Source organism: Clostridium sp. AM25-23AC, from assembly GCF_003435125.1.
GTDB classification, from domain to species: Bacteria; Bacillota; Clostridia; order Lachnospirales; family Lachnospiraceae; genus Pilosibacter; species Pilosibacter fragilis.
In genome coordinates, this window is record NZ_QWGI01000013.1 from 1 (window position 1) to 13,559 (window position 13,559).

General features: G+C 47.0%; 10 protein-coding genes and 8 tRNA genes. 17 read left to right on the forward strand and 1 reads right to left on the reverse strand.

What is annotated here, in order from left to right:
• Window positions 1-231 precede the first annotated feature (231 nt).
• The gene (locus tag DW677_RS09155) at window positions 232-819 is read right to left on the reverse strand and encodes an HD domain-containing protein (RefSeq protein WP_015553866.1); all 588 of its coding nucleotides are present in this window, start codon (window positions 817-819) and stop codon (window positions 232-234) included.
• A gap of 433 nt (window positions 820-1,252) precedes the next feature.
• Here DW677_RS09155 and DW677_RS09160 point away from each other — a divergent pair.
• From DW677_RS09160 to recJ, 17 genes are all read left to right on the forward strand, one after another.
• A tRNA-Asn gene (locus DW677_RS09160) sits at window positions 1,253-1,325 on the forward strand.
• Between the two features lie 53 nt (window positions 1,326-1,378).
• A tRNA-Glu gene (locus DW677_RS09165) sits at window positions 1,379-1,450 on the forward strand.
• A 7-nt stretch (window positions 1,451-1,457) separates the two neighbouring features.
• Window positions 1,458-1,530 (forward strand) — tRNA-Thr (locus DW677_RS09170).
• 17 nt (window positions 1,531-1,547) lie between these two features.
• Window positions 1,548-1,621 (forward strand) — tRNA-Ile (locus DW677_RS09175).
• Window positions 1,622-1,661: 40 nt separating this feature from the next.
• Window positions 1,662-1,735 (forward strand) — tRNA-Asp (locus DW677_RS09180).
• 35 nt (window positions 1,736-1,770) lie between these two features.
• Window positions 1,771-1,843, forward strand: a tRNA-Val gene (locus tag DW677_RS09185).
• 37 nt (window positions 1,844-1,880) lie between these two features.
• Window positions 1,881-1,964: transfer RNA gene (locus tag DW677_RS09190), tRNA-Leu, on the forward strand.
• 113 nt (window positions 1,965-2,077) lie between these two features.
• Window positions 2,078-2,770 (forward strand): AzlC family ABC transporter permease, encoded by a 693-nt coding sequence (locus DW677_RS09195; protein WP_165860003.1) that lies wholly within the window; start codon window positions 2,078-2,080, stop codon window positions 2,768-2,770.
• 143 nt (window positions 2,771-2,913) lie between these two features.
• Entirely contained in the window at window positions 2,914-3,237 is a 324-nt protein-coding gene (locus DW677_RS09200; RefSeq protein WP_117567019.1) for a branched-chain amino acid transporter permease, read from the forward strand.
• 281 nt (window positions 3,238-3,518) lie between these two features.
• Window positions 3,519-4,001 carry a pyridoxamine 5'-phosphate oxidase family protein gene (locus DW677_RS09205; RefSeq protein WP_165860002.1) on the forward strand — a complete coding sequence of 161 codons (483 nt, stop codon included), beginning with the start codon at window positions 3,519-3,521 and terminating at the stop codon, window positions 3,999-4,001.
• Window positions 4,002-4,120: 119 nt separating this feature from the next.
• Window positions 4,121-5,557, forward strand: coding sequence for a M20 family metallopeptidase (locus tag DW677_RS09210; RefSeq protein ID WP_117470139.1), 1,437 nt, complete (start codon window positions 4,121-4,123; stop codon window positions 5,555-5,557).
• Window positions 5,558-5,727: 170 nt separating this feature from the next.
• Entirely contained in the window at window positions 5,728-7,164 is a 1,437-nt protein-coding gene (locus DW677_RS09215; protein ID WP_117470219.1) for a M20 family metallopeptidase, read from the forward strand.
• 299 nt (window positions 7,165-7,463) lie between these two features.
• Window positions 7,464-9,182 carry a M28 family metallopeptidase gene (locus tag DW677_RS09220; RefSeq protein ID WP_117567020.1) on the forward strand — a complete coding sequence of 573 codons (1,719 nt, stop codon included), beginning with the start codon at window positions 7,464-7,466 and terminating at the stop codon, window positions 9,180-9,182.
• Between the two features lie 51 nt (window positions 9,183-9,233).
• Window positions 9,234-10,841 carry an ABC transporter substrate-binding protein gene (locus DW677_RS09225; RefSeq protein WP_181968336.1) on the forward strand — a complete coding sequence of 536 codons (1,608 nt, stop codon included), beginning with the start codon at window positions 9,234-9,236 and terminating at the stop codon, window positions 10,839-10,841.
• Window positions 10,842-11,017: 176 nt separating this feature from the next.
• Window positions 11,018-11,091 (forward strand) — tRNA-Arg (locus tag DW677_RS09230).
• Window positions 11,092-11,204: 113 nt separating this feature from the next.
• Window positions 11,205-11,753: a SprT family zinc-dependent metalloprotease gene (locus DW677_RS09235; RefSeq protein ID WP_117567023.1), complete on the forward strand. Its 549-nt coding sequence runs from the start codon at window positions 11,205-11,207 to the stop codon at window positions 11,751-11,753.
• Window positions 11,754-11,792: 39 nt separating this feature from the next.
• Window positions 11,793-13,514, forward strand: coding sequence for a single-stranded-DNA-specific exonuclease RecJ (gene recJ, locus DW677_RS09240; RefSeq protein ID WP_117484615.1), 1,722 nt, complete (start codon window positions 11,793-11,795; stop codon window positions 13,512-13,514).
• Window positions 13,515-13,559 lie beyond the last annotated feature (45 nt).

Below are 13,559 nucleotides of genomic sequence, written 5' to 3' on the forward strand. Positions count from 1 at the left end.
GAGGGCTTATCCAGGAAGGTCTGGTTGGTTGATGAAACGGTAAAGATGATTTCAATATGTGGTTTTGAAGGTATGTGTGAGTAGACCAGGCAGAGATGTCTGGTCTTTTTTTGCAAAGCGCAAATTGACACAAGAGTCCTCATAGTAGTAGCTTTAAATTGGATTGACGCAAGAGTCCTCATAGTAGTAGCTTTAAATTGATTTGAAGTGTTATTATGAGGACTCTTTTTATTATTCTTTCACAAAACCTTTCTTGATTGCATCCTGGATCAGATGATCCGTAATTTCGTAGAGACGCTCGGAGCCGAGCTTCGTCTTGCTCTGGCGGCCGTAGACCTGCTTGGAGGTGATCTGGTGCTGCTTCCAGTCATCACCGTTATTGCTGTGATTTAAGAGAAGCGGTTGAAGATTGTCCATGGCATGGGCATATTTGGATTCAGATGTTTCGCAGTCCTCAAACTCGTCGAAGAGAGCGATGAGCTCATTTTTCTGATCCTCCGGTAGGATGGAGAAGATACGCTCTTTAGCAGCGTCTTCGCGGGCCTTTTGGGTCTTGCGACCTTCCTCGTCGTAGGCGAAGGTGTCACCTGCATCAATCTCCACGATATCGTGGATCAGGCACATCAGCATGACCTTTGCGATATCTACGGATTCATTGGAATACTCACGGAGAAGGTAGGACATGATGGCCATATGCCAGGCATGTTCTGCGTCATTTTCCCGGCGGCCATGGCCGGAGAGATGTGTCTGGCGCAGGATATTCTTTTCTTTATCAATCTCAAGTACAAAATCTAACTGTTGTTTTAAACGTTTATCCATGAATGTTTGCCTCCCGATATGTAAATTGACCTATAGGGTGTGTTTTTTGATGAGTCCAGAGGATTGATGAGTTTATCCTACCAATTTATGAGAGAAAAGTACAGCGGTTTTTTAGAATGGGAATTGTAACTGTTCCGTAGATCTGCGCACTTGCTGCGCAGACCGTAAGAAAACATAATCTGGAAGACAAAAATCCCATCGGTGCAGCCGATCTGAAATGGATTTTTGCTTGTAACTATGAAGGTACTGAATAGTTGCTGGAAATTCAAAGCAAGGCATGAACGGGTGAGAATACTGATAAAATAAGGATAAAACATACCGGAAAATAAAGTGTAGAAATTTTTCAAAAAATATAAAAAACGGGTTGACAGATGCGAAAACATATTATATAATAGCACTGTTCTTAAGGAACAGCTAAGAACAAAGGAAATATTCCTCGATAGCTCAGTCGGTAGAGCACGCGGCTGTTAACCGCGCTGTCGTAGGTTCGAGTCCTACTCGGGGAGTTTTTATTTTGCCAGTTTCATGGATATGAGCTTCTGGTACAAATAATGAACGCGGCCCCATGGTCAAGCGGTTAAGACATCGCCCTTTCACGGCGGTAACAGGGGTCCGAATCCCCTTGGGGTCATTGATGTGCCGATGTGGCTCAATTGGCAGAGCAGCTGATTTGTAATCAGCAGGTTATCGGTTCGAGTCCGATCATCGGCTTTCAGTCCTAAACTTATGGACCTTTAGCTCAGTTGGTTAGAGCAACCGGCTCATAACCGGTCGGTCCCGGGTTCAAGTCCCTGAAGGTCCACTCTACCTGGTAAAAGCTTCATACAACTGATAAAATATTTGGCCCGGTGGCTCAGCTGGTTAGAGCGCCGCCCTGTCACGGCGGAGGTCGTGGGTTCGAATCCCATCCGGGTCGTTTCCTTAGAAATAAGGATTATTAATTTCATATCTGGGATCTTAGCTCAGCTGGGAGAGCATCTGCCTTACAAGCAGAGGGTCATAGGTTCGAGCCCTATAGGTCCCATTTGATGGGAAACCATCATCGACATATTTATATGTCTGCCGGTGTGGCGGAATAGGCAGACGCAAGGGACTTAAAATCCCTCGGGGGCAACCTCGTACCGGTTCAAGTCCGGTCACCGGCATGAAAAGAGCTTGTTTTGCAAGCTCTTTTTTGTTTAACGAAAAACCCGAATTATGGGAGCGTGATGGAGATGAACAGGAGAGATCTCGAAATAATATGGATAGGAGAACAGATATGACATTTCGATATGCGTTGAAACGATCAATTCCGGTAATGGCGGGATATATCGTTCTGGGAATCGGATTTGGAATGCTGCTGGGAGCGAAGGGCTACGGCATCACCTGGGCGCTCGCGATGAGTGTGTTCATTTATGCGGGGTCAATGCAGTATGTGGCAATTGATCTGATAACAGGTGGCGCGTCGCTGATCTCAGCGGCACTTATGACACTGATGGTCAACGCAAGACATTTATTTTATGGAATCTCCATGGTGGAGCGATATAAGGACACAAAACCATATAAGCCGTATTTGATCTTTGCGCTTACGGATGAGACGTATTCGCTGGTGTGCAGTGGAGATGTACCGGAGGGGGTCGAGGAGAAGAAATATTTCTTCCTTGTCTCGCTGTTGAACCAGATTTACTGGGTAATTGGAAGCGTGATGGGATCGGTGCTCGGGAGTGTATTGAATATCAATACGGAAGGGATCGATTTCTCGATGACAGCTCTGTTTCTGGTGGTATTTACGGAACAGTGGATGAGCACGAAGGATCACAGAAGCGCCGTTGCAGGTGTTGCTGCATCCGTGATCTGTCTGTTGATCTTTGGGGCATCAGCCTTTCTGATCCCGTCGATGATCTCTATCACGGTGATTTTGACGCTGATGCGTGGGAGTAAGAAAACTGAGAGCAGCCAGATGACGGCATAATTCATGACATTTTCCGAAGGACAGGAAATAGTATGAAAACAGTGCCCAGGTTGCTGCACACGGGTAGGAAATTTCCGAACTGAAAATTCCGTACAATACAGCGGTAGCGGTGGATTTTGCTTGATTTAGGAGGAATAGAGAGGATGGATTTGAGGGCGGTCACACTGATCGCGGTATGCGTTGCAGTAACGATTGTTTTAAGAATTCTTCCGTTTGTGATATTCGGCAGGAAGAAGGAGATCCCCGGATACATTACATATTTATCGGGAGTTCTTCCGTATGCGATCATGGGGATGCTGGTGGTGTACTGCCTGAAAAATGTGAGCTTTTTTGCGGGATCTCATGGAATTCCGGAGATTGCAGCTTCCGCAGCGGTTGTCGGGCTGCACGTATGGAAGAGGAATACACTGCTCAGTATTGCGGCAGGAACTGTACTTTATATGTTTTTGATTCAGGCCGTATTTTAGGATAAGAGGAGAAAGCTCTGGAATTGTGATCATGGGTCATGATCAGTCTGCGGTGGTGCTGGAACTGCAATTTAGTATTCTGAATTGAGGGATAATTTCAGACAGAAGGAACAAGATAACGGTATATTACTTGAGATATTAAAAAAATTATGATATGATAGTCTCATCTTACGGGAAGTCTGGCGGATGGCACTGAATGCGGAATTTCGATGAAAATCCTGAAGGATCGAAATGGAGAATGGCAAAAGTGTAGGATCTTTATGACTGGAATGGAGGTCTGGATGAGACGAAGTGACAGAGAATTGAAGGACATGGCTGATATTGTGGCGATCGCGAAACGGGAGACTGTGTGCACCGTTGCGTTCCACGATGAGTCATGTCCTTATTTAATTCCATTGAATTATGGTGCAGAAGTGGAAGAAGGAAAGCTGGTTCTGTATTTTCACGGAGCGAAGGAAGGGACGAAGATCGATAAGATCAGAGAGAATCCTCAGGTTTCATATTGTATTTACGGGAAAAATAGCCTGGAGATCGATTATGACGCAGCCTGCAAGTCGACGACAAGCTTTGAGAGTATCTGCGGAAACGGAACTGCATATTTCGTGGAAGATCTCACATCGAAGAAAAAAGCTCTGGCGAGCCTCATGAATCAGATGAGTCAGAAGAAGGCATTCGAAGAGAACGCGTTCGCGGAGGCAATGGTGAACGCAGTGACGGTCTGGAAGATCGTAACTGAGAACGTCACCGGAAAAAGACATGAATAACATGAGGGACGGGTGTGTGCACGAATGGAAGCCCATGAGGGACAAAGAGGTGAAGAGAGCCGGAAACGTGCCTGTATGGTTCTGATGGATAAGGGAAACATAGAAAGGAGCATATACATATGGGAACAGATTTTAGAAAAGAGATCGGCACGACGATCGATCAGAGACGCGATGAATATACAAAAATCAGTGACGCGATCTGGGGTTTTGCGGAGCCGAGATTTCAGGAGTACGAGTCCACGAAGCTTCAGCAGGAGTTCTTAAAAGCGAGAGGATTTTCCGTCAAGGCAGATCTCGCAGGAGAAGAGACCGCATTTATCGCGGAATGGGGAAGCGGAAAGCCGATCCTCGCATTTTTAGGTGAGTTTGACGCACTTTCCAGCCTTCAGCAGGAGGCAGACTGCACAGAACGTCACCCGATCGAGGGAAAGACAAACGGACATGGCTGTGGTCATCACCTTCTCGGAACAGCGTCGGTAGCGGCTGTTGATGCGTTAAAAACTTATATGGAAGAGAATCACATGAGCGGAACGATCCGTTACTATGGCTGTCCGGCGGAGGAAAATGCGGGTGGAAAGGCATATCTGGTCCGGGATGGATATTTTGATGATTGTGATATCGCGATTACCTGGCATCCATACACAATGAATAAAGTTATGAAGGGCGGATTCCATCTGGCAAACTTCCGGGCATTCTTTACCTTCCACGGAATCTCATCCCATGCGGCCGGGGCGCCGGAGCTTGGACGTTCCGCGCTGGATGCCGTTGAGATCATGGATATCGGTGTGAACTATATGAGAGAGCATATGATCGATGCAGCGAGAGTTCACGGCGCGATCACAAACTCCGGCGGAATCGCTCCGAACGTGATCCCGGCTGAGGCACAGATCCTCTATGCGATCCGTGCACCAAAGGTAACACAGGTCAAGAAGCTTTATGAGCGGATGTGCGATATTGCAAGGGGTGCGGCTCTGATCACAGGCACGACCGTTGATATCAAGCAGGTTGCAGCATATTCCAACCTGATCAATAATGATACACTGGCGGATCTTGTTCAGGAGAATCTGGAGCATGTGGTTCCGATCGGCTATACGGAGGAAGAGCTTGCATATGCAAAGAAATTCCAGGGTGTGATCACAGAGCTGGATAAAGAAGGAATGAAGGATCAGGCGGCAGTGATCGGAGGAAAAGAGCATAAACAGGAGCTCTTAGAGCAGCCGATGTGGGATCTTATTGTCGATAAAAACAGTGCTTACGGCGGTGGCGGCTCCACGGACGTCGGAGATGTCAGCTGGGTCGTTCCGACAGCACAGGTCTATACCAGCTGTTACGCAGCAGGTACAGCGCTTCATTCCTGGCAGGCTGTTGCACAGGGAAAATCTTCGATTGCTCACAAAGGGATGTTGGCGGCAGCGAAGGTTATGGCGTATGTCGGCGCGGAACTTCTTCTGAATCCGGAATTAATTGAGAAGGCAAAGGCAGACTGGAAGGAAGAGCTTGACGGAGAGACATATCCGAATCCGCTTCCGGCAGATTTAAAACCATCGATCTGGTAATAGGATAGATCAGGCAGTCGGAATGAGAACCATCAAGGGCGATGGTTTTCAGAAGACTGCCTAAAAAAATAGGTATAACAAGCTTCTGCTTATGGAAGTGTTGCACATAGTGCCTGTTGATGGAAATGTGTGTGGCAGGAACAAGGATTACACAGGAAGGAGTGGACAGCATGGAAACAAAGAATCAAGATAGAATTTCTGAACTGGTGGAGAAACAGAAGGACACATATACATCTATGGCGGATGAGATCTGGGGATATGCGGAACCTCGTTTTCAGGAATATGAATCTTCGAGGGTACAACAGGAATACCTTGCGTCTCGCGGATTTTCAATCCGGGCGGACCTTGCCGGAGAGAAGACAGCGTTTATTGCCGAGTGGGGAAGCGGAAAGCCGGTCCTCGCATTTCTTGGTGAGTTTGACGCTCTTTCCAGTCTTCAGCAGGAAGCAGACTGCACGGAGCGTCGTCCGATCGCAGGAAAAACAGATGGACATGGCTGTGGCCACCATCTTCTCGGAACGGCATCTGTGGCGGCTGTCGATGCACTAAAGTCCTATATGGAAGAAAAAGACCTGAAGGGAACGATCCGCTACTATGGCTGTCCGGCGGAGGAGAATGCGGGCGGAAAGGCATATCTGGTCCGGGACGGATATTTCAATGACTGTGATATCGCTATCACCTGGCATCCAAGCACGACGAACAAAACAATGGGAGACGATAAATTCCTTGCCAATTTCCGTGTGTTCTTTACCTTCCATGGAATCTCCTCCCATGCGGCGGGAGCGCCGGAGCTTGGACGTTCTGCGCTGGATGCAGTGGAGATCATGGACATTGGCGTGAATTATATGCGAGAGCATATGATCGACGCAGCGAGAGTTCATGGTGCGATCACAAACACCGGTGGAATTGCCCCGAATGTGATTCCAGCGGAGGCACAGGTACTCTATGCGATCCGCGCACCAAAGGTAACTCAGGTCAAAAAGCTTTATGAGCGGATGTGCGATATCGCGAAGGGCGCGGCGCTGATCACGGGAACGACTGTGGATATTCGTCAGGTTGCCGCTTATTCCAACGTGATCGGAAATGATGTTCTGGAAGAGGTCATGGACAAAAATCTTGACCATTTTATTCCGATCGGATATACGGAAGAGGAGCTGGCGTACGCGGGAAAATTCAAAGAGGTCGTTACGGAGTTAGACAAAGAGGGCTTAAAGGACATGATCGCTCATGTCGTTGAAAAGGACAAGCGGAAGGAAGTCCTGGATATGCCACTGTTGGATTTTAAGCTGGACCGGAGCGAATCATATGGCGGTGGTGGCTCTACCGATGTCGGTGATGTGAGCTGGGTGGTTCCGACGGTGCAGACAAATGTGTGCTGCTATGCGGCAGGAACAGCACTTCATTCCTGGCAGGCTGTTGCTCAGGGAAAGGCAAGTGTTGCCCATAAGGGCATGCTGACGGCGGCAAAAGTCATGGCATGCACAGGAGCGGATCTTCTGGAAAATCCGGAGCTCATCAAAAAGGCTCATAAGGACTGGTTGGAAGAGCTGGACGGTGAAACATATCCGAATCCGCTTCCACCAGAAGTAAAACCGGGGCTGTGGTAAAAACATAGTCATTTTTTAGATATTTTAGCGTTAGGGAAAAGCTCCAGGAGAATCAGATATGGATTCTCCGGGGGCTTTTTGCATATAGTACAAATTGAATATAATTTCAGTATATTATATCGTATTCGCAAAAATTATATATAATATTCGAATTAAGCATTAGACGATATAAGAATCGACATTGTATAATATGCTTAAATACTGAGGACGAAAATAACTATTTTACAACAAAACAGACAAATACACAAGAAATGGATCGTGCCCAAATGAATGGGGAAAGAAGAAGGGAAAATTAGAACATGCAGGGTATGAGTCTTTGTTCATCGGAAGGAAATAAGCTTATTGAAAAAATTGATAAAGCCTTAGAAACATCCAGAATCATGAAGGATGTAGAGTGTTTCAGTCACCTGGACCGCTATACAGGTTCTGAGGATGGAGAGAAAGCGGCAGAACGAATCGCAAAACGAATGGAAGAACTGGGAATCCCGGTAGAGCGGGAAATTTATCTGGTATATAGAAGCCTTCCGGGAGAAGCATCCATACGGATCCAAGGGGATTCTTCGGAAGCAATCGTGCCTCTGACTCCGTATGTGTATAGTGGAACAGCGGAAAATCTGGAAGCTGAACTGGTTTTCGACCGGATCAGCGCAACCGGAGGCTGCAGCCAGAAGGAGCAGAGAGCAAGAATGGCAGAATTTGCCGGAAAGATCGTTCTGACATATGAGAACAGCTTTGCGTTTGCATGTGAGGCAAAACGTGCCGGAGTTTTGGGCGTGATCACAATCTGGCATGCGGATCTGGCACACCATGGAACGCTTGGAGGTGTATGGGGAACACCTGAGCCGGAGGATCTGGCTTGTCATTATCCGAGAATTCCGTTTGTGGAAATCACAAAAAGTGCAGGAAAGGAATTGCAGAAAAAACTGGAAGAAAGTCCACTGACGGCATGCCTTAACGTTGAAATGTGTCAGTCAATCGTTTCCAGTACCATGCCGGTAGCACGTATTCAGGGAAGATCGGATAAGTATGTGTTGGTTTCCGGTCATTATGATTCCTGGTATGAGGGGATAACGGATAATGGCGTTGCCAATGCTGCTATGATGGAGATTGCCAGGGTATTTCAAGAAAATCAGGAACATCTGGAGCGGTCTGTAGTGCTTGCCTGGTGGTCCGGTCATTCAGATGCCCGTTATTCCGGATCGACCTGGTATTATGATCACCATTGGGAAGATCTGAAAGAAAATTGTGTGGCCCACATTAATATGGATATTTGCGGCTGTAAAGGTTCGGATGTGGTTGGAATGCGGACATCTATGCTGGAGGGCGAAGCCTTTGACCGAGAGTTTTTAAGGGAGTTTAATGATAAAGAACCGGAGGCACCGACGCCGATGGTACGATTCGCAGATCAGACCTTCTGGGGAGCGGATATTCCGTTTGCTATGATGCCGCAGTTTATAAAACAGGATCATAAAATATTTTCCTGGTGGCATACGAAAGAGGATACCTTTGATAAGGTAGATCCGGAGGTGACACTGCGAGATACAAGAGTCATTGCAAAGTTGACCGCCATTTTCGCTAATTGTGAGAAGCTTCCTGCAGAGATGAGCGGGTTTGTCAGCTTTATGGAAAACGAGCTTCGTTCTATAGAACAGAAGCTTAGTGCGGAATTTGATCTTTCTCCGGTCTGGAGGGCGATCGGCAGCCTGAAGGAAGCGGTTGCAGATCTTGAAAACGCTATGGAGAATCAGAAACATACAGACGATGTCATCATGGAAATAGCGGGAGAATTGGCAAGGATCATGTACACGACATCCAGCCCATATCATCAGGATCCGGCGGTAAAGGGAACGGTGTTTGCCGGACTTGCTATGGCAGAGGGTCTGACAAGGGAAAATACAGAAGCAGATTATTATTTGGCAGTCCAGACAAGATTTGTGCGTCAGAGAAACCGGCTTACAGGACAGATGAACGTAGTTGCGGAGAATTGCCGGAAATGGATCTCTGGATGGGGGAAATAAAGCGAGAAGGAAAAAATTATGTAACAATATAATAACAAGGAGGACATGTGCATGAGAAAAAGGATGTATGGAAAACTGACGGCATTGGCATTGGCCGGGGCTATGGTATTGTCGGGCTGCGGACAGAGTGGGGGAAACTCCGGTACATCGACAGCGGATTCAAAGGCGGAGACATCAGCTTCATCCGGTGCGGAAACATCGTCAGAGAAAAAACCAGAGTCCATTGGACGGACAGACATTATTTCGGCGAATAGCAGCGATATCCGGTCTATGGATCCACAGGTGGGGGTGGATTCACCATCTGCAACGCTGAATTTCCATATTTATAATGGTTTGATCAAAATTGATGATAACCGTGAGCCTGTAGGGGATCTGGCAGAGAGTTTTGAGATTGTGGATGACACAAAGTACAAATTTAAACTGCGGAAAGGCGTAAAGTTTCACAATGGAGATGAACTGAAGGCCAGCGATGTGAAATTCAGTTTAGAGCGTGCCAAGACCATGCCAAAAGCAATGTCTAATGCATCAGCCATTGATCATGTTTCTGTTGACGGGGATTACGAGGTGACGATCCATCTTTCAAATCCGTGTCCAGCATTCCTGTATATCCTTAATGATACCAGTATGAAGATCTTATCAGAGAAGGCAGTAACAGAGGCTGGCGATACATATGGAGAAGCTCCGATCGGAACAGGTCCGTTTATGTTTAAAGAGTGGGTTCCGAATGACCACTGGACGTTGGTCCGGTTTGATGACTACTTTGATGGACCTGCTACAGCCACTTCGATTACAACCCGGATCATTCCGGAAGGAAGTGCTCGTACAATCGCACTGGAAACAGGGGAGATTGATGTGATCTTAGCCGTAGATCCGGTGGATGCTGTCAATATTGAGAACTGTAAAGATCTTGTTCTGGAAAGCTGGCCGGCACCTTCTGTAGAATTTATGGCTATGAACACAACTAAAAAAGGATTGGATGATGTCCGGGTACGTCAGGCGATCAATTATGCCACGAATCGTCAGGAATTCGTAGATACGATTGTAGAAGGTCGCGGCGAAGTAGCCACCTCCGTTGTTGCAAAGACTGTGCCTGGGTGGAATGAGGACGTAAAGCCATATCCTCAGGATCTGGAAAAAGCCAAAGAACTTCTTGCAGAAGCAGGATATGAAAATGGACTGGATCTTAAGATGTACGTATCCGGAGAAGTAAGAAGTCGTGCTGCACAGGTAGTTCAGGCTCAGTTAGCTCAGGTTGGCATTAATGTAGACATCAATGTGTATGAATGGGGAGCATTTCAGGATGCGATCAATGCCGGAGAACATGATCTCCTGATTCTTGGCTGGGTAAATACTACTTGTGATCCGGCATATAGTGTAACTCAGTTATTCCATTCAAGAAACTGTGGAATGAGCGGCAATCGTGCATATCTCAAAGATGATAAGGTAGATGAAATGATCGATGCTGCAGCGGTGGAAACAAATCAAGAAAAACGCCTCCAGATATATAAAGACCTTCAGGTTCGCTTAAATGAGCTCTGTCCGTGGGTACCTCTGTATTACAAATATAGCATGGTAGGAAGAAGAGCAGACCTTAAGGGATTCAAATTTAACAAAAATACGTCCTTCCATTATTTGGGAGATTGCTATTACGAGAAGTAAAAAAAGACGGGGCTGTTACGCTTTGGCGTGATGGCCCCAAAGCTTTTTTGCGGCTTATGATATTGGTGCAAGGGAAAAGAAAAAAATTAAAAAAATTTAAAAAGTGTTGACAAAGAAGAAAATATATAGTAGAATATTCTTTGTTGAGTGACAGACATCTGAAACTCAGAGAGCGTGCGTCAGTAGCTCAGCTGGATAGAGCATACGGCTACGGACCGTAGTGTCGGGAGTTCGAATCTTCTCTGGCGCGCTGATTAAGGCATCTGCAATTGCAGATGCCTTTTTTCGATTTCATGGGAACTTTTGATGGAACTTTCTGTGAAACTTGTGCAGTGAAAAAGGAAGAAGCTTCTGGAGGAAATCATGAAAAGAAGAACGGAACATTTTACATATGAGCTGCTCCGGTCCAGGCGCCGTTCCATGTCTTTGAAGGTGGAGCTTGACGGAACGATTACGGTGCGTGCTCCTTTCCGGACACCGCCGGAGACTGCAGATTGGTTTGTGGAGAGTCATCGGGATTGGATCGAGGTGAGGCTCCGTGCCGGAGAACAGATCCTTGCAGTGCGTCCGTCCTACACAGAAACGGAACGTCTTGAAGGAAAAAAAAGAGCGGAAAACGTGTTAAAAGAACGATGCTGTTATTACGCAGGGCTCATGGGCGTTTCCTATGGATCGATCACGGTCCGGGAGCAAAAGACGCGCTGGGGGAGCTGCAGTGCAAAGGGAAACCTGAATTTTAATTGGAAGCTGGTTCTGATGCCGGAGGAGATTCTGGACTATGTTGTGGTCCATGAGCTTGCCCATCGGCTCCAGATGAACCATAGCACGGAATTCTGGGATGAAGTGGAGAAGATTCTGCCGGATTATCGAAAACGGCGGCAATGGCTGAAGGAAAATGGCCAGAAGTATTGAACGTGCCGGAATGAGGAAGCGCAAAGAGGGAGAGAAACGATGCAGAAAAAGAAAGAAATCTGGATGCTTCAGACAAAACGGGCAGATTTTAACGGGCTTGCGATGCGTCTGGGGGTGAGTCCGGTGGCTGTTCGGATCATGCGAAACCGAGGTCTTTTGGATGAACGTGAGATGAGAAAGTATCTTTACGGGACACTGGATGATCTTTATGATCCGCGACAGATGAAGGGAATGGAGACCGCTGCGGGGATCATTGAAAAGAAGTTGATAGAAGGGAAAAAAATCCGGATCATCGGCGACTACGATATTGATGGTGTTTGTTCAACATATATTCTTCTCAAGGGATTTCACCGTGCTGCCGGAAATGGGCAGATTGATTATGAGATACCGGACCGGATCCGGGATGGCTACGGGATCAATGAATCCATCATCCGTCAGGCAGCAGAGGACGGGATCGATACACTTGTGACCTGTGATAATGGAATCGCGGCATTAAAGGAGATCAGCATCGCAAAGCAGCTTGGCATGACGGTTGTGGTGACCGATCATCATGAAGTACCGGTAGATGTTTATGGACAGATTCTGCCGCCGGCAGATGCAGTGGTTGATCCGAAGCAGGACGGGGAGACGTATCCGTACCATGAAATTTGCGGTGCGGTCGTAGCATGGAAGCTTATAAACGTGATCTATGAGGATCTTGGAATTCCGGAGCATGAGTGGATGGAGCTTCTGGAGTTTGCGGCCATTGCGACCGTGGGAGATGTCATGAAGCTGCAGGATGAAAACCGTCTGATCGTCAAATATGGACTGAAAAAGATCGGTTCGACGAAGAACACCGGTCTCAGAATGCTTGTAGAGAAAAATAATCTGGATATAAACAATCTGAGCGCATATCACATTGGTTTTGTGATCGGACCGTGCTTAAATGCAGGTGGACGGTTGAAAAGTGCGAAGGTTGCGCTCCGGATGTTGTTAGAACAGGATCCGGACCGGGTCAGTGGGCTGGCGGATGAATTAAAGGAACTCAATGATGTGAGAAAGGATATGACGGCAAAGGGAGAAACAGAGGCTATCGAACAGGTAGAACGTTTCTACATGTCGGATAAGGTGCTGGTGGTGTTCTTGCCGGAGTGCCATGAATCACTTGCCGGGATCATAGCCGGAAGACTCCGGGAGCATTTCCATAAGCCATCCTTTGTGCTGACGAGAGGCGAGCAGAGTGCGAAGGGATCCGGACGTTCCATAGAGGCATACCATATGTACCAGGGGCTTTGCGAGGTGTCGGATCTGCTGGTGAAATTTGGCGGGCATCCAATGGCAGCGGGACTTTCCATTGAGGAAAGTGATATTGATGAGTTCAGGAGAAGACTGAATGAAAATGCAAAGCTTACGGAAGATGATTTCGTTCCGCAGATCTGGATCGATGTTCCGATGCCGTTTGAGTATGTGAATGAAAAAATCGTGGATGAGCTCAAAGGTCTGGAACCATTCGGGCAGGGAAATGAAAAACCGTTGTTTGCCCAGAAAAGTCTGACGATTCGAAATGTACGTGTTCTTGGAAAAAATCGAAATGTCGTGAAAATGAATCTGGTGACGAACACTGGACATCCGTTCGATGGTCTGCTGTTTGCAGATGGAGATCGTTTTTTGGAAGAGCAGACAGGGCAGAATACGATCGACATGATCTATTATCCGGATGTAAATGAATATAATGGGACACGTACCTTGCAGGCGATCATAAAAAATTATAAATTTCGTTGATCGGTCAGTCGGAGAATGGGAATGCAGGCATGATTTCCTCTCCAT